The organism is Streptomyces sp. NPDC002790, assembly GCF_040295505.1.
Classification (GTDB): domain Bacteria; phylum Actinomycetota; class Actinomycetes; order Streptomycetales; family Streptomycetaceae; genus Streptomyces.
Window position 1 is genome coordinate 21,529 of sequence record NZ_JBEOVM010000065.1, and the last position, 16,006, is coordinate 37,534.

General features: G+C 69.4%; 17 protein-coding genes and 1 pseudogene. 10 read left to right on the forward strand and 8 right to left on the reverse strand.

Going from position 1 to position 16,006, the window contains the following annotated elements:
- Positions 1 to 4: 4 nt before the first annotated feature.
- Entirely contained in the window at positions 5 to 595 is a 591-nt protein-coding gene (locus ABT004_RS24705) for a hypothetical protein (RefSeq protein WP_351340795.1), read from the forward strand.
- Between the two features lie 2 nt (positions 596 to 597).
- Positions 598 to 1,224, forward strand: coding sequence for an OmpA family protein (locus ABT004_RS24710; protein ID WP_351340797.1), 627 nt, complete (start codon positions 598 to 600; stop codon positions 1,222 to 1,224).
- 79 nt (positions 1,225 to 1,303) lie between these two features.
- Here ABT004_RS24710 and ABT004_RS24715 read toward each other — a convergent pair.
- The 5 genes and pseudogenes from ABT004_RS24715 to ABT004_RS24735 all read right to left on the reverse strand — a co-directional run.
- Positions 1,304 to 1,672 (reverse strand): annotated as a pseudogene (locus ABT004_RS24715) (Uma2 family endonuclease); the annotation flags it as partial.
- Between the two features lie 33 nt (positions 1,673 to 1,705).
- Positions 1,706 to 1,912: a hypothetical protein gene (locus ABT004_RS24720; RefSeq protein ID WP_351340800.1), complete on the reverse strand. Its 207-nt coding sequence runs from the start codon at positions 1,910 to 1,912 to the stop codon at positions 1,706 to 1,708.
- A 69-nt stretch (positions 1,913 to 1,981) separates the two neighbouring features.
- Positions 1,982 to 2,593, reverse strand: coding sequence for an antibiotic biosynthesis monooxygenase (locus ABT004_RS24725; RefSeq protein ID WP_351340803.1), 612 nt, complete (start codon positions 2,591 to 2,593; stop codon positions 1,982 to 1,984).
- Positions 2,594 to 2,676: 83 nt separating this feature from the next.
- Positions 2,677 to 2,871 (reverse strand): hypothetical protein, encoded by a 195-nt coding sequence (locus ABT004_RS24730; RefSeq protein ID WP_351340805.1) that lies wholly within the window; start codon positions 2,869 to 2,871, stop codon positions 2,677 to 2,679.
- Positions 2,872 to 2,960: 89 nt separating this feature from the next.
- Positions 2,961 to 3,245, reverse strand: coding sequence for a winged helix-turn-helix domain-containing protein (locus tag ABT004_RS24735; RefSeq protein ID WP_351340807.1), 285 nt, complete (start codon positions 3,243 to 3,245; stop codon positions 2,961 to 2,963).
- 274 nt (positions 3,246 to 3,519) lie between these two features.
- On the opposite strand from ABT004_RS24735, the gene ABT004_RS24740 reads away from it, so the two are divergent.
- The gene (locus ABT004_RS24740) at positions 3,520 to 3,774 is read left to right on the forward strand and encodes a hypothetical protein (RefSeq protein WP_351340810.1); all 255 of its coding nucleotides are present in this window, start codon (positions 3,520 to 3,522) and stop codon (positions 3,772 to 3,774) included.
- Here the strand turns inward: ABT004_RS24740 and ABT004_RS24745 are convergent.
- Complete coding sequence (locus ABT004_RS24745; RefSeq protein WP_351340811.1) at positions 3,738 to 5,048, reverse strand: cytochrome P450; 1,311 nt, start codon at positions 5,046 to 5,048, stop codon at positions 3,738 to 3,740. The genes ABT004_RS24740 and ABT004_RS24745 overlap by 37 nt on opposite strands.
- Before the next feature lie 207 nt (positions 5,049 to 5,255).
- Here ABT004_RS24745 and ABT004_RS24750 point away from each other — a divergent pair, with 207 nt between their 5' ends.
- A complete protein-coding gene (locus tag ABT004_RS24750) occupies positions 5,256 to 6,044 on the forward strand; it encodes a class I SAM-dependent methyltransferase (protein ID WP_351340813.1) in 789 nt (262 codons plus the stop codon).
- 63 nt (positions 6,045 to 6,107) lie between these two features.
- A complete protein-coding gene (locus ABT004_RS24755) occupies positions 6,108 to 6,800 on the forward strand; it encodes a DUF6882 domain-containing protein (RefSeq protein WP_351340815.1) in 693 nt (230 codons plus the stop codon).
- A 28-nt stretch (positions 6,801 to 6,828) separates the two neighbouring features.
- Here the strand turns inward: ABT004_RS24755 and ABT004_RS24760 are convergent, their stop codons facing one another.
- Positions 6,829 to 7,179: an ArsR/SmtB family transcription factor gene (locus tag ABT004_RS24760; RefSeq protein ID WP_351340817.1), complete on the reverse strand. Its 351-nt coding sequence runs from the start codon at positions 7,177 to 7,179 to the stop codon at positions 6,829 to 6,831.
- A gap of 56 nt (positions 7,180 to 7,235) precedes the next feature.
- On the opposite strand from ABT004_RS24760, the gene ABT004_RS24765 reads away from it, so the two are divergent.
- Complete coding sequence (locus ABT004_RS24765) at positions 7,236 to 9,275, forward strand: heavy metal translocating P-type ATPase (protein WP_451189658.1); 2,040 nt, start codon at positions 7,236 to 7,238, stop codon at positions 9,273 to 9,275.
- 445 nt (positions 9,276 to 9,720) lie between these two features.
- Here ABT004_RS24765 and mgrA read toward each other — a convergent pair whose 3' ends face one another.
- Complete coding sequence (gene mgrA, locus ABT004_RS24770; protein WP_351340823.1) at positions 9,721 to 10,758, reverse strand: L-glyceraldehyde 3-phosphate reductase; 1,038 nt, start codon at positions 10,756 to 10,758, stop codon at positions 9,721 to 9,723.
- 108 nt (positions 10,759 to 10,866) lie between these two features.
- On the opposite strand from mgrA, the gene ABT004_RS24775 reads away from it, so the two are divergent.
- The 4 genes from ABT004_RS24775 (at position 10,867) to ABT004_RS24790 (ending at position 15,884) form a co-directional block, all read left to right on the forward strand.
- On the forward strand, positions 10,867 to 11,640 hold the full coding sequence (locus tag ABT004_RS24775) for an isoprenyl transferase (protein ID WP_351340825.1): 774 nt from the start codon (positions 10,867 to 10,869) through the stop codon (positions 11,638 to 11,640).
- Between the two features lie 302 nt (positions 11,641 to 11,942).
- Positions 11,943 to 13,268: an RNA 5'-3' helicase PhoH2 gene (gene phoH2, locus ABT004_RS24780; protein ID WP_351340828.1), complete on the forward strand. Its 1,326-nt coding sequence runs from the start codon at positions 11,943 to 11,945 to the stop codon at positions 13,266 to 13,268.
- 417 nt (positions 13,269 to 13,685) lie between these two features.
- Positions 13,686 to 14,408, forward strand: a complete 723-nt coding sequence (locus ABT004_RS24785; RefSeq protein ID WP_451189653.1) for an aggregation-promoting factor C-terminal-like domain-containing protein — start codon at positions 13,686 to 13,688, stop codon at positions 14,406 to 14,408.
- A 108-nt stretch (positions 14,409 to 14,516) separates the two neighbouring features.
- Positions 14,517 to 15,884 (forward strand): AI-2E family transporter, encoded by a 1,368-nt coding sequence (locus tag ABT004_RS24790; protein WP_351340833.1) that lies wholly within the window; start codon positions 14,517 to 14,519, stop codon positions 15,882 to 15,884.
- Positions 15,885 to 16,006: the final 122 nt, after the last annotated feature.

Below are 16,006 nucleotides of genomic sequence, written 5' to 3' on the forward strand. Positions count from 1 at the left end.
AGCGATGAACCTTCGGCGTACGACGACCACCCGCCGAGCACTGGCCGCGGCGACGATCGCGGTCGGCCTGGTCCTGTCCGTGTCCGGCTGCGGAGGCGATGGGGACAAGGACGAGGCTGACACCTCGAAGTCCTCGGCTCCGGCACAGCAGGGCAGCGACGACAAGGCCGAGTCCTCGGCACCCGCAACCGACAAGACGCTGGCCGAGGTGAAGGGCCAGGGCGGAATCACGCTCGCGATCACATCCGCGGCCCGCGACGCAGGCGGGTTCGTGACCGTTCAGGGCACGGTGGCGAACGGGACGGGCAAGTCCTGGGTCCCTGTCGACTGGCGCGGCGACGAGAAGGAGCTGACGCGCAACGGCGGGTCGATCGCCGGCGCCAGCCTCGTCGACCAGAAGGCCAAGAAGAAGTACCTGATCCTCCGCGACACCGAGGGGCGCTGCCTGTGTACTCGCTTCACCGGCGGTGTGCGCCCTGGTCAGACGACCGACTGGTACGCACAGTTCCCCGCTCCCCCCGAGGGCGCCAGCGAGGTCGCCTTCCAGGTGGGTTCCATGCCCCCGGCCCAACTCACCATCGCCGAGGGTGAGTAACCATGCCCCGACGCCACCGAACCGCCACGGTCCTCACCGCCGCAACGGCGCTCCTGCTCACCACCGGAGTGGTGGTGGCCCACGCCGACGACGAACCCACCGGCGCCCCGCCCGGCAGCAACAGCAGCTCCCCGCCGCCCTCCGTGGACGCCAACAGCCCCGGGCTGAAGCTCGCCGACGGGGCGACCCTCGCCCCCGCGAAGGTCCTGGACATCAAGTCGGTCGTGGAGGACCTCTCCGGCGACGAGCGCCGCACGGACACCAACGAGGACGTGACGTTCGCCCTCCAGGCCGAGGTCCTCTTCCCGAAGGACAGCGCGAAGCTGAACCCCGACGGGAACTCCCGGATCCAGGCGATCGCCGACGAGATCGAGAACCAGAAGGCCAGCTCCGTACGCGTCTTCGGGTTCACCGACAACCTCGGCTCGTACGCCCACGGCCTCAAGCTCTCCAAGAACCGCGCGGAAGCGGTCCACGACGCCCTGACCGCCGCGCTCGGCGCCAAGGGCGGAGACATCACGTTCCAGGTCAGGGGCTACAGCGAGGACTACCCGATCGCGGACAACGACTCGGAACAGGGCCGCAAGAAGAACCGCAGGGTCGAGGTCTCCCTCCCGAAGTCCGACTGAGCGGAACATCGGGTAGGCGGGCGGGACTGTGACGTGTAACAGCGATCCGCTCGTAGTTACACGTCACAGTCCCGCCCGCCTACCCGTCGCCCATGACCCGGTGCGTCGGCCAAGCGTCCCGTTGCTGCCACTCCTTGGTGACGGCGAGCGGCGCCGTGTCGACGCTCAGAACGTGCTCGCCGGTGTCGAGGGTGAGCGTCTTGCCGTACGGGCCCGTGGCGCGCTCGCGGTACCCGCCGCCCGACGGCTCGGTGAACGCGGTCCAGGCCCTGGTGTACGGGTCGAGCACCAGACATACCGGAATGCCTGCGGCTGCGTACTCGCGTGGCTTGATGACGTAGTCGTTCTCGACGGACGAGGCGGAGACGATCTCGACAGCCAGATCGATGGTGTCCGCGTCGTAGGGGGCGGGCTCCTCCTCGTCGCCGTGCCACACGATGACATCCGGGCTGCGACGCGTGGCCCACTCGGGATGGGTGAACTAGATCTTGACGAGGGCGGCGTCACCCACCTGCTCGCACAGCTGACGGTCGACTTCTCGCTGAGTGCGGAAGTGGGCGGGAGGGACCGGCGACATCATCACGACGTCGCCGACGACGCTGACGTCTACCCCCTCCACGCGCTCCTCGACGTGCTCGGCGAGCGAGAGCAGGTGTGGAAGGTTGCGCGCGATGCGCCGTTCGGTCACGGGAGCTGCCTCGGGCGTCGTGTGTCGGGGCCGGCTCTTCAGCGTATCCGCAGGGCGGCAGGGTCGGGGTCAGCTCTTGTCGGGCGCTACGCTCCCGAGCAGCCTGTAGAGCCGCGCGCCAGCGACACCGTTCTCGTGTGTCGCGGGTGCGTAGAGCAGGCCACGCGCACCGTCTTCGCTTACGAAGACGTGTGCGGTGCCCATGCCGGGAGGCGGGGCCGCCCGTAGCCGGTCGGCGGTGGTCGCGGCCCATTGCGCGGCGTCGGACGACGGCTCACTCTCGGCGCGCGCGACGACCACGTGGGTCGTGTCGTCGTCGCCGGCGCCGTCCGGCACGACGGTGTGCGCCAACCGGTAGCGGACCAGCCCGGGACGCCGGATCCCCGGGATCTCGCGGTCGATGCGGCCGACCATCTCGGCCCGGTGTTCGCGGACGAAGGCGAGGTGCGCGTCGTCGCTGGTCCACTGCGCGACGCTGAGCAGCACACGCCCGTCCGCGCTTGCGAAGCAGCTGAGCCGCAGGAAGGCCTCGGGGTGAAACCTGGCCGACAGCTCGTCCCACTCCCCGAGCAGCGCCCGGCTCGCCCGATCCTGCCGGTCCGGCGTGTCCACGAGCCACTCGCTGATCAGCGTGGTCCCGGCGTCGGGCCGGGCCAGATCCGGCAGTTGAAGCGTTGTCACACGAACCTCCAGTCGTCGTGTGACCAGCATGGAACGTCAAGCGCGGTTGAGGTCAAGCGGGGCCCGGGGCCCTAGTTGCCGCCTCAGCGGGCCAGTTTCACGAGCAGCGTCACCACGTCCGCGAGGAACTGCAGCCACGGCCGGACCCGCTCGGCCCGCCGCCCGACGCGCCTGCCCCAACTGCGGTCCCGCCGCCGTTCGCGTCGCCGCTCGGTGCGGTCCCGTACCCGCTGCAAGGACCTGATCCGCGTCGTCCCCGTACGCTTACGTCGCCTCATGACGCGACGCTAGCGAACGCGAACTTCCGCCCACAGTGCGGAGGTTGGTCAAACCGGCGGCCGGGTTCTTGTGGGTAACCGTCACCCACTCAACCTTCGTCGGAACCTTCGGTCTCCGGATAGGCGACGAATGTGCCCTTGGCGGGCAGCGTGACGACCAGCCCACGTTCGCGGAGTTCGCGGGTCGCGCGGCGGGCGGTCAGGTTGGCGACGCCGTATTCGGCGGCCAGATCGCGTTCGCCGGGCAGGCGCGCCCCGGGGAGCAGCTCGCCCTTGGCGATGCGGTCGGCGATGTGATCGGCCATCTGCATGTAGACATACGCGATCTTGGTGGGATCGATCGGCGGGCGGTTGCGTCCTGACTCCGGTGCCATTCGAACACCGTACGACAGCGCTGAGCTGTACTGTTCTGTGGATTGCGCGATACTGCTATACACCGCGCGTACGCGGGTTATAACGTGGAAGTGTCCACAAGCACCCCGGCAACGGATTGCGACTCCATCCCGGGGCATGGCCAACGCTTCAAAGGAGCGTCAACATGCTGGATCGTACTCTCCGGGCCCTCTCCTGGGCCTTACGTCTCTGTATGCCCGCCCCACTCGGCATCGACGTGGGGCTGCGCCCCGAACTCATCCACGGGGGTGCCCGGTGACGAACGACCGACGCCGACCGCCGCTCCGCATGTGCGCCCGCTGCCAACGCACCACCGATGAACCGATCCTGGTCCAGGAAGTGCACGCCCCGACGGGTCCCGGGTTCAACGTGTACGCGTGCCCGGAGTGTGCGCCGAGCTACCCGCCCATGGTGGATCCGCTGGACGTCCTCGACCGGGCCCACCGGGCCAACAGGGCCCGCCATGACGTGGATCAGTCGATCGACACCGGCAGCGATTCGACGCCGTAGACGATCGAGAGCTTGCGGAACTCCAGCTCCGAGGGCTGCACGGCGAGGCGCAACTCCGGGAAGCGGCGGACCAGTTGGGGGAAGGCCGCGCGCAGTTCCATCTTGCCGAGTTCCGCGCCGATGCAGCGGTGGATGCCGTAGCCGAACGCCAGATGGGAGGAGGAGGGTGGGCGGGAGGGGAGGAAGGCGTCCATGTCGTCGCCTTCGCCGCCGAGGCGGGGATCGCGGTCCGCCGCGCTCAGGGACACGATGACTATGTCGCCGGCGGCGAGCGGCACGCCGCCGATCTCGGTGTCCTCGCGGGCGAAGCGGGGGAAGGCGGTCTGAACGACCGTGAGGTGGCGCAGGAGTTCGTCGACGAAGGGGGCCGCGACGGTGGCCGGGTCCTCCGCGTCGCGCAGCGCCGTGAAGTGCTCACGGTCCTGGAGCATGACCATGGTGCCGAGGGCGATCATGCTGGCCGTGGTCTCCAGGCCGCCGGTCAGGACGCCGTCGGCGAGGCCGGTGAGTTCCTCGTCGGTGATGTTGTCGCCGTGCTCGCGCACCAGCATGCCGAGCAGGCCCTCGCCCGGATCGCGGCGCTGTTCGGCGACGACTCCGCGCAGATAGTCGAGGGACTGGGAGACCGCGCCGAAGGAGGCCCCGGCGCCGCCCAGGACGTCGAAGCGGGCGACGGAGAACTGCTGGAACGCGTCGCGCTCCTCGTAAGGGACGCCGAGGAGTTCGCAGATGACGAGCGCGGGGACCGGCATCGCGAAGTGCTCGACGAAGTCGGCCGTGCCGTCGGGCGACTCGCGGGCCGCCTTCTCCAGCTGCGCCAGCTGCTCCTCGATGATCGCGTGGATGCGCGGCGTGAGCCGCGACAGACGGCGCATCGTGAATTCGGGGGTCAGCAGGCGGCGCAGCCGCGTGTGGTCCGGCGGGTCGCAGAAGCCGAGGCCACCGGGGTGCTGCTCGGCATCGGCGCCGCCCACCCCCACCAGGTTGCGGAAGTCGTTGCTGAACGCCTTCGCGTTGCCGAGGACCTCCTTCGCCTCGTCGTATCCCGACACCAGCCACACCGTCATGCCGGGCATCGGCAGTTTGCTGACGGGTTCACGGTCGCGCAGCGCACCGATCTCGGGGACCGGGTCGAGGCCCTCGCGGCGCAGCGGCAGCAGCACGGCGTCGGGGAGCCTCGACAGGACGGACAGGTCGAGGCTTCCTCCCTTTCTGCGCAGCCGGGAGAAGTAGAGGCGGGTCAGCCAGGTCGCTATCGCGGAACGTACGGACATGTGCTCGCATTTCTGCGGTGAGGCGGTAGGACGGACGGGCCTGGAGAAGGTGTGGGGGCTGGGGAATGCCAGTGGGGAACGCCAAGGGTACGTGCGATCCCCCTGTTTTACGGAAGAGGGGCAACCCCCGACTCAGCCCGGGTGCTACCCCTAGTACCGGCGAAATCGAGATGAATCCGCCCCTCTGTGACTGCGATCATGCGCAGCATGACCACTTCCGACAACTTTCGTCCCACCCGTGGGAGCCGCCCCTACGACGAGCTCGTCGCCGAGGCCGTCGCCGCGCCCACCGAGGGCTGGGACTTCTCGTGGTTCGACGGACGGGCCACCGAGGAGCGGCCCTCGTGGGGGTACGCCCGGCTCATGGGGGAGCGGCTCGCCGGCGTGGAATCCGCCCTCGATCTGCACACCGGTGGCGGCGAGGTGCTGAACCTGGCACCGAAGCTGCCGCCCTTGATGGCGGCGACCGAGGGCTGGCCCCCGAATGCAGCGAAGGCCACCCGCCTCCTGAGCCCCCGTGGCGTGGTCGTCGTCGCCTCGCCCGACGACGCCCCGCTGCCCTTCGCCGACGACGCCTTCGAACTGGTCACCTCCCGCCACCCGGTCAAGGCCCACTTCGCGGAGATCGCCCGCGTGCTGCGCCCCGGTGGCACCTACTTCGCCCAACACGTGGGCCCGGCCAGTGTGTTCGAGCTGGTGGAGTACTTTCTGGGCCCACAGGAAGGGGCCAGGCGTGGGCGCGACCCGCAGGGCGAGGCCCAGGAGGCGCGGGACGCCGGTCTTGAGATCGTCGATCTGCGCGCCGAGCGGTTGCGCATCGAGTTTCATGACATCGGGGCCGTTGTCCATTTTCTTCGCAAGGTCGTATGGATGGTGCCAGGCTTCACAGTTGACGCGTACGAGCCCCAACTCCGAGCCCTGCATGAGCAGATCAAGACGGAAGGGCCGTTCGTGGCCCACAGCTCCCGCCACCTCATCGAGGCCCGCAAGCCGTAGCCGGGGCCGCTGTTGCCTACGTAACTCTGGCCCGTACAGCCGCCTCGCGTAAGGTCCCGCCCCATGAGCCACACGCAATTCAGCCAAGCTTTCCTTTACGAGACCGAGCGGCACGCGGCGTGGGGTGGTGCTCAGCTCGAAGCTCTCATGGGGTTCCTGCCCGAAGGGGCGTCGTGGACGGCCGACCTGCCGACATGCCGCTACCGGCAGGGCCACGTGGACCTGCGCGTCGGCGTTCTCGGCACCTACGACGCCGCCCAGCGGTCGTGGATGTGGGGCTGGGCCAACCCCGAACTGCGCGGCACGCCCGTCGCGGCGCTCTCCGAACAGGTGGGGCGATTCGGCCAGAGCCAGGGGATAGCCGAGTTCACGACCCAGGTGCTCGACCTGTCCGGGTTCCCCGACCCCCGGCGGGCCGCCGAGACCCTCGCCTTCGCGGGGATGGGCGTGACGGGCGCCCCCGGGTACATAGGCGTGCCCGCGAACCCCGAGACCCAGGTCTACTTCCTGCCCGAGGACCCGCAGGTGCCGCGCGCCGCCCTCGACCCGGTCACGCTGCCGCGCACGCTCGTCCAGGCCGAGGGACTGCTCGGCGTCGACGCCCGGCGCCTGGTCGCGGGCTTCTTCGACCACCACGGGGTGGCCTACCGGGACAACGGCGGTCAGATCGCGGCGGAGCTGCCCGGTTCCGTCCCCGCCGAGATCGGCTTCGACGATGCGGGCCGCATCGCGGGCATCCGCCTCGCGCTGCACTGAACTTTCCCGAACCGAACTTCCCCGAGAGTCACGCCTCGTCGCGCAGCCCGAGGCGCAGGTGCTCCACATGGAAAAGCGCCTGGTCGAGCAGTTGCGCGACGTGGTCGTCATACAGCGCGTAGACGATCGAGCGCCCCTTGCGCTCACCGCTGACAAGCCCCAGATTGCGCAGCAGCCGCAGCTGGTGCGAGCACGCGGACTGTTCGAGACCGGCCGCCTCCGCTAGGTCGCCGACCGCGCAGGGTCCCTCCTGAAGGCGGGCCAGAATGCGCAGCCGCGACGGAGTCGCGAGGGCCTGGAGCGTCGCCGCGACATCGGCCGCGCCCACGGCGTCGAGCCGCTCGCGGGTGCTGCTCTTGCGGTCGATTCCATGGCCCATGGCCTCATCGTATCCAGGCGACGATCGGCTACCACGGCATGCATGAAGAGGTCTTCATGTGTTCCTGTATCGTGAGCCGCATGCCTGCACCCGTGTCCGCCTCCGCACTGGCCGGGACCGCCGCGGTCGCCCCCGCCGTGCCGCGCGCCGCCCACGGCACCCGCACCCCGCTGCTCGCCCTCCCCGAAGCGCGCTGGGCGGCGCTCGCGACCGCCGCCTTCCTCCTCGCCCTCCCGCTCCAACTCCTCGGCACCACCGCCTGGTTGTGGGTCCCGCTGTACGCCGTCGCGTACGCGGCCGGGGGCTGGGAGCCCGGACTCGAAGGCCTCAGGGCGCTGCGCGAGAAGACCCTCGACGTCGACCTCCTGATGGTCGTGGCCGCGCTCGGCGCCGCCGCCATCGGGCAGGTCATGGACGGCGGCCTGCTGATCGTGATCTTCGCGACCTCCGGCGCCCTGGAGGCCCTCGCCACCGCCCGCACCGAGGACAGCGTGCGCGGACTCCTCGACCTGGCCCCCGCGACCGCGACCCGCCTCACCGCCGACGGCACGGAGGAGGCGGTCCCGGCCGCCGAACTCGCCATCGACGACGTCCTGTTGATCCGCCCCGGCGAACGCGTCGGCGCGGACGCCCGCGTCGTGGACGGCGCCAGCGACGTCGACCAGGCCACCATCACCGGCGAACCCCTCCCCGTACCCAAGGCCGTCGGCGACGAGGTGTTCGCCGGCACCCTCAACGGCACCGGCGCGCTGCGCGTCCGCGTCGTGCGCGATCCCTCCGACACGGTCATCGCCCGCATCGTCGCCCTGGTCGAGGAGGCCACCCGCACCAAGGCGCCGACCCAGCTGTTCATCGAGCGCGTCGAGCAGCGCTACGCGCTCGGCATGGTCGCCGCGACCCTCGCGGTCTTCCTCGTCCCACTCGCCTTCGGCGACGCACTCACGGACGCGCTGCTGCGGGCCATGACGTTCATGATCGTGGCCTCGCCGTGCGCCGTGGTGCTCGCGACGATGCCGCCGTTGCTGTCGGCGATCGCGAACGCGGGCCGCCACGGCGTGCTCATCAAGTCGGCGGTGGTGATGGAACGCATCGGCCGCACGGACACGGTCGCCTTCGACAAGACGGGAACACTGACGGAGGGGGTTCCGCAGGTGACGGAGATCCGCCCCGAACTCCCCTACACGGAGACCGAGTTGCTCACCCTGGCAGCCTCGGTGGAACAACACAGCGAACACCCGGTGGGCCGCGCGATCGTCACGGCGGCCAGAGACCGGGGCCTCGCCCTGCACCCCGTAGAGGCCTTCGAGTCGGTGCCGGGCAGGGGCGTCTCGGGCCGGGTTTTTCTTGGGGGCGCGGGGCTGTGTCAATCAGCGGCTCCGCCGCGGGGCGCGCGCAACCACGGCTCCGCCGAATCCGACGACAACGCCACCAAAATCGCCGCGGGTTCTCCCAGCCACATGACCGTTGCGCCCACCACTACCCCTGGCACGGAAGTGGCTGTCACGGTCAACGACACCCTGGCCGGCCGCCTCACCCTCACCGACACCCTCCGCCCCACCGCCCCGCAGGCAATCCGCTCACTGGCCACCCGCACGGGCACGCCGCCCATCCTCCTCACCGGCGACCACAAACACGCCGCCCTGTCCACCGCGGCAGCGACCGGCATCGCCCCCGGCGACGTACACGCCGGCCTGCTGCCCCACGAGAAGGCGCACGCCATCCGCGAACTGGCGGACGCCGGCCGCACCGTCCTCCTGGTCGGCGACGGAGTCAACGACGCCCCGGCGCTCGCCGCCGCGCACACCGGCGTGGCCATGGGCCGCGGCGGCTCCGACCTGGCCCTCGAAACCGCGGACGCGGTCCTCGTACGGGACGAGCTGGGCGCACTGGAGCGCACGGTTGCGCTGTCCCGGCGCGCACGCCGACTCGTCGTACAGAACCTGGTCATCGCGGGTGTCTTCATCACCGGGCTCGTGATCTGGGATTTGGCGGGGCACCTGCCGCTGCCGCTCGGCGTCGCCGGGCACGAGGGCTCCACCGTCCTCGTCGGCCTCAACGGCCTGCGCCTGCTGCGCGAGCGCGCCTGGACGCGCTGAGCGGCCGATCCGGATCGTTATCGATACGCGATCGAATGGCGCCCGAGAATCACGTAAGTTCAGACCAACGGCAATTCGCGTGAGCAAAGCTGCGCGTCGGTACCGCGCGGTGGAGGGGGCCGCGCGGTACCCGGCCGTCAACCCCGCGTGCGACACGGGAGAGGGACGCCACGCCCGGGGCCAGGCCCCGTGAATCCGGGCCCGAACCCCTCCGTACCTGCTGTGGGGCGGCTTGAAAGCTCCCCCCGGGCGTCGCCGTACGACTTCGGAGCGTAGTTGTGCACGCCGATGCGAGCGTCGGCACTTACGAAGGGTTATGGTGGAACCCCCCCCTCGGGCCGGTCCGTATCCCCCCCCCACGGACCGGCCCGTTTTTTGTGCCCCGGGACTCCCCGGCTTTACCGCCCCGGGCCTCCCCGTGAACCCCCGCTCCCGGTACGGGAGTTCAGCGTCGGCCGTTCCAGATGTTGGTGCCCGACGTGGAGATGGCGAACGAGTCGATTTCGGTCAGCTCCTCCTCGGTCAGCTTCGGACCTTCGAGCGCCGCCAGGTTCTCCTCCAGCTGCTTGACGCTGGAGGCCCCGATCAGCGCCGACGTCATCCGCTCGTCCCGCAGTACCCAGCTCAGCGCGAGCTGCGCGAGGGACTGGCCGCGGCGCTGCGCGATGTCGTTCAGCCCGTTCAGCCGGCGGACGACGTCCTCGCTCAGTAGGTTCGGGTCGAGCGACTTGCCCTGCGTCGCGCGCGAGCCCTCCGGGATCTCCTTCAGGTACTTGCCGGTGAGCAGGCCCTGCGCGAGCGGCGCGAAGGAGATGCAGCCCATTCCGGCCGTCTCCAGCGTGTCCAGCAGATTGTCGTCCTCGGTCCAGCGGTTGAGCATCGAGTACGAGGGCTGGTGGATGATCGCCGGGACACCCATCTCCCGGAGCAGCCGCGCCGCTTCGGCCGTCTGCTCACTGCTGTACGAGGACACCCCCACGTAGAGCGCCTTGCCCTGCTGGACGGCGGAGGCGAGCGCGCCCATCGTCTCTTCCAGCGGGGTGTCCGGGTCGAAGCGGTGCGAGTAGAAGATGTCCACGTAGTCGACGCCCATCCGCTTCAGGGACGCGTCGAGCGAGGACATCAGGTACTTGCGGCTGCCCCACTCCCCGTAGGGGCCGGGGTGCATGCGGTAGCCCGCCTTGGTCGAGATGACGAGTTCGTCACGGTAGGGCGCGAAGTCCTGCGCGAAGATCTTGCCGAAGTTCAGCTCGGCGCTGCCGGGCGGCGGCCCGTAGTTGTTCGCGAGGTCGAAGTGTGTGACGCCCAGATCGAAGGCGCGGCGGAGGATCGAGCGCTGGCTCGCAAGTGTGCGGTCGTCCCCGAAGTTGTGCCACAGTCCGAGGGAGACGGCGGGAAGCTTCAGGCCGCTGCGGCCCGTGCGCCGGTACTCCATGGAACCGTACCGGCCCTCTGAGGCGACGTAAGGAGAGGTGTCGTTCATGGCTACGAAGCTACGTCAGGTCCCTGACACCCCAAAGCCGACACCTGACTACCCCCGAGTAGGCTTCCGCCTTCGGGGACTCCCATCTGTACGGAGGGCAAAAAGACCGTGAACCTGCGCGACACGCTGCGCGGCCTGCTGGTCAGGCTGTACGCACGCCGGGTGGAAGGCCACCTGGACCACGCCCAGGTGCCCAAGCACATCGGCGTCATCATGGATGGCAACCGCCGCTGGGCCAAGGCCGCCGGATCCACCCCAGCGCAGGGCCACCAGGCGGGCGCCGCCAAGATCGAGGAGTTCCTCGGCTGGTGCAGCGAGACGGACGTCGAGGTCGTCACGCTCTGGTTGCTCTCGACGGACAACTTCGATCGCCCCCCGGAAGAGCTGGTCCCGCTCCTCGGCATCATCGAGGACACCGTGCGCACGCTCGCCGAGGACGGACGCTGGCGCGTGCAGCACGTGGGCAACACCGACATCCTCCCCTCGGGCCTGCAGGCCGTGCTCAAGGAGGCCGAGGAGTCCACCGCGGACCGCGACGGAATAGTGGTCAACGTCGCGGTCGGCTACGGCGGCCGCCAGGAGATCGCCGACGCCGTCCGCTCGATGCTGCTCGACGCCTCGGACAACGGGCGCTCGCTGGAGGACGTTGCCGAGACCGTCACCGTCGACGCCATCGGCAAGCACCTCTACACCAAGGAGCAGCCCGACCCGGACCTGGTCATCCGCACCAGCGGCGAACAGCGTCTCTCCGGCTTCATGCTCTGGCAGACGGCCCACTCCGAGTACTACTTCTGTGATGTCTTCTGGCCGGCCTTCCGTAAGGTCGACTTCCTGCGCGCGATGCGCGACTACGCCGTGCGCGGCCGCCGTTTCGGCGGCTGACACCCGGTCACGAGAGACGTACGTCATCAGGAGTTAACGAACGCGCCGTCATGTGCTTTTGCATGGCGGCGCTTGTTCGAGGGAATAAGCCTTCCAGGTCGGTGTCCGAGCCAAGGACACCGCATCTCAGCGGATGGCAACGGGCCGTCCGCCCGGGAGGCCCTTTGCACCAGGACGACCGTACGCAAGTGGGTACGGAAGACGCCTTGGAGGGCCGGTTCTCGGCCCGCGCATCGCGGCCCATGAACCGGTCCCGAAAACTCCGTCGCTCCCCGACCTCTTCCGAGGGGGTACGTCCTTCCGTGGTGACCAGTAACAAGCGCCTCCGCAAGCCCGACCGGCGCACCTATGTTCTCGACACCAGCGTCCTGCTGGCCGATCCGAACTCCATGACCCGATTCGACGAACACGAAGTCGTCCTTCCTGTCGTCGTGATCACGGAGTTGGAGGCCAAGCGGAATCATCCGGAGCTGGGTTACTTCGCCAGGCAGGCCCTGCGCCTGCTCGACGACTACCGGATCCGCCACGGACGCCTGGACGCGCCGATCCCGACCGGCGAACTGGGCGGCACCCTGCGCGTCGAGCTCAACCACTCCGATCCCAGCGTGCTGCCCTCGGGCTACCGCCTGGGGGACAACGACAGCCGCATCCTGGCGGTCGCCCGCAATCTGCAGGCGGAAGGCTACGACGTCACCGTCGTGTCGAAGGATCTGCCGCTGCGGATCAAGGCGTCGTCCGTGGGGCTCCTCGCCGAGGAGTACCGGGCCGAACTCGCCATCACGGACTCCGGCTGGACCGGCATGTCCGAACTGACGCTCCCCGCCGAGCAGGTCGACCTCCTCTTCGAAGAGGACACCCTCTACGTTCCCGAGGCCACCGACCTCCCCGTGCACACGGGTCTGACGATCCAGTCCGAGCGCGGAAAGGCGCTCGGCCGCGTCACCCCCGAGGGCAACGTCCGCCTGGTGCGCGGCGATCGGGAGGCCTTCGGCCTCAAGGGGCGCAGCGCCGAGCAGCGGATCGCCCTCGATCTGCTGCTCGATCCCGACGTCGGGATCATCTCGATGGGAGGCAGGGCCGGCACCGGCAAGTCGGCGCTCGCGCTCTGCGCGGGCCTGGAGGCCGTCCTGGAGCGGCGCCAGCACAAGAAGGTGATGGTCTTCCGTCCCCTCTATGCGGTCGGCGGTCAGGAGCTCGGCTATCTGCCGGGCAGCGAGGCCGAGAAGATGGGCCCGTGGGCGCAGGCGGTCTTCGACACGCTGTCGGCCGTCACCTCCCGCGAGGTGATCGAGGAGGTCACCGCGCGGGGAATGCTGGAGGTCCTGCCGCTCACCCACATCAGGGGCCGCTCGCTGCACGACGCGTTCGTGATCGTGGACGAGGCGCAGTCCCTGGAGCGGAACGTCCTTCTGACGGTCCTTTCGCGCATCGGGGCGAATTCGCGTGTCGTCCTCACCCATGACGTCGCGCAGCGCGACAACCTCCGTGTCGGCCGGTACGACGGGGTGGTCGCGGTCGTCGAGAAGCTGAAGGGACATCCGCTCTTCGCGCACGTCACGCTCACCCGATCGGAAAGGTCGCAGATCGCGGCCCTGGTGACCGAAATGCTGGAGGACGGTCAGATCTAGGCCATACAGGGCCTGTTCGTCCCTTTTGGCGCCGTTCGGCAAGGCGGGAGAGCCTAGCCGGGCGGCGCCGCGGCGTGTGCTCGTTTCCGAAAAACCCGGGGAGCAAACGAGGTGTGACCTTTCACACGCGGTGGGGAATTGCCTTGCCACACTCCGATACGGCAGAGTCACGGTCCTGTCAGGCCCCGCATACGACACTTGCGTGCCCCCAGCGGTACGAAACCACAGCAGCATCCGCTGCATCTGAACTACATAGAGGCCGTCGTATGCCGCCCGAGCACCACGCGGCGCTCCCGTCACGGGAGTTGTCCACCGGGCCCGTGTCTCCCGTGACCCCGCAGTTGGGAGACCTGTGCCAGGGGCACGATTGCGTCCGCGACGGTCACGTTCAAGCGGGCGATGCTGGAAGGAAACCGTGTGAGCCGGATTTCGGTCCGGGGATTCGCAGTGGTCTCGGCCACCGCGGTCACCACAGTCGGCGCCGTCGTGGGTGTTGCTTCGGGCAGCACCGGTCAGCCCTCCCAGGGGGCTGAGGCAACGGCGAGCGACTCGACCCTCCTCGCAGATATCCCTGCCGGTCAGCAGGCGCAGGTGCAGACCTCGTCGCTGAAGCAGCAGGCGCAGACCCAGGCCATCGCGGCCGACACGACTGCGCAGAAGACCGCCGAGGAGTCCGCCCGGAAGCAGGCAGCCGAGGACGCGGTCGCCAAGCAGCAGGCCGCACAGGACGCCAAGGAGGCCAAGGAGAAGGCCGAGAAGGAGGCCAAGGAGCGGGAGGCAGCCAAGAAGGCGGCCGCCAGCCGTTCGGCCACCCGCGACGCCTCCGACTTCGCCGCGCAGGGTTCGTACAGCATCGCCCAGGTTCAGTCGATGGCCCGTCAGATGGTGCCGTCCGGACAGTTCCAGTGCTTCAGCAACATCGTGGACCACGAGTCCAGCTGGAACTACAAGGCCACCAACGCCTCGTCCGGCGCCTACGGTCTCTTCCAGGCACTGCCCGGAACGAAGATGTCGTCGGCGGGCGCGGACTGGCAGAGCAACCCGGCCACGCAGATAAAGTGGGGCCTCGGTTACATGAACGACCGCTATGGCAGCCCTTGCGAGGCCTGGTCGTTCTGGCAGGCCAACAACTGGTACTGAGCGACCAGTAGTTCGCAACCTCGCGAAGCCCCTCACCGTCCTCACGGTGAGGGGCTTCGGCGTGTCACGCGATACGGTCGGTGCCACAAGCTTCGAAGAGGACGGATGATGTCGCGAGTTCCAGGGTGGCTCGGCCGGATCGGTGCGGGAATAAGCAGGGCGGGCGAGCGCCTGGACGAGCGCCGCGCGGAGGCCGAGCGGGCCGAGGAGGCCCAGCTGCCGCCCCGGCCGACGCGCCCCCCGGCGCCGGCTCCCGACCCGGAGCCGGACACGCCGGGCGCGGCTGAACGTCCGCGCGAGCACGACAAGGAGCAGGTGCCGGCCCCGCCCGCGTACGCGCCGTCCGCGGCCCCGCGGCCCGAGCCGGTCGTCGCCCTGCCGTGGGGCCTTCGGGTGGCGGCGGAGGCGGGCTGGCGGTTCCTGGTCCTCGCCGGGACGCTCTGGGTCCTGATGAAGGTCATCAGCTCGGTGCAGCTGGTGATCTTCGCGTTCGTCGCGGCGCTGCTCATCACCGCGCTGCTGCAGCCGACGGTGGCGCGCCTCAGGCACCGCGGCGTACCGCGCGGCCTCGCCACGGCCCTGACGGCGATTCTCGGCTTCGTCATCATGGGGCTCGTCGGCTGGTTCGTGGTCTGGCAGGTCCAGGAGAACATCGACCAGCTGTCAGGGCAGGTCCAGGACGGCATCGACGATCTGCGCCGCTGGCTGCTCAACAGCCCCTTCCATGTGACCGACGGTCAGATCAACGACATCGCCAAGTCGTTGCGCGACGCGGTCGGCGCGAACACGGACGAGATCACGTCGGCGGGCCTCGAGGGCGTCACCGTCATCGTCGAGGCGCTGACGGGCGTGCTCCTCACGATGTTCTCGACGCTGTTCCTGCTCTACGACGGCCGGCGCATCTGGGAGTGGACCCTCGGGCTCGTCCCGGCGCAGGCCCGGCCCGGCATCGCGGGCGCGGGGCCGAGGGCCTGGCGCACGCTCACGGCGTACGTCCGCGGGACGGTGATAGTGGCGCTGATCGACGCCATCTTCATCGGCCTTGGCATCTTCTTCCTGGGCGTTCCCATGGCCGTGCCGCTGGCCGTCTTCATCTTCCTGTTCGCGTTCATCCCGCTGGTGGGCGCGGTCGTCTCCGGGGCGCTCGCGGTGGTCGTGGCGCTGGTGACGCAGGGCGTGTTCGCCGCGGTGATGACGCTGGGCGTGGTGCTCGCGGTGCAACAGATCGAGGGCCACATCCTGCAGCCCTTCATCCTGGGGCGCGCGGTCCGCGTCCACCCCTTGGCCGTCGTGCTCGCGGTGGCCGCGGGGGGCATGGTGTCCGGGATCGGCGGAGCGGTGGTGGCGGTGCCACTGGTGGCGGTCACGAACACGGTGGTCGTGTACCTGCGGGCGTGGTCCCGGGAGGCGCACCACGACGTTCAAGCCCCTGCGGCGATGGAGCAGCGGGGTCCGGGGCGGAGCCCCGAGACGTGAGAAACGGGGGCCGGTTGATTCCGGCCCCCGTTTCCTACGCGGGGGGGGGGGGCCCCGCCCCCCCCCCCCCCAAAACCCGAAGGAAAAACACAACAAAACAAAACAAAACACAAAAAAAAAAA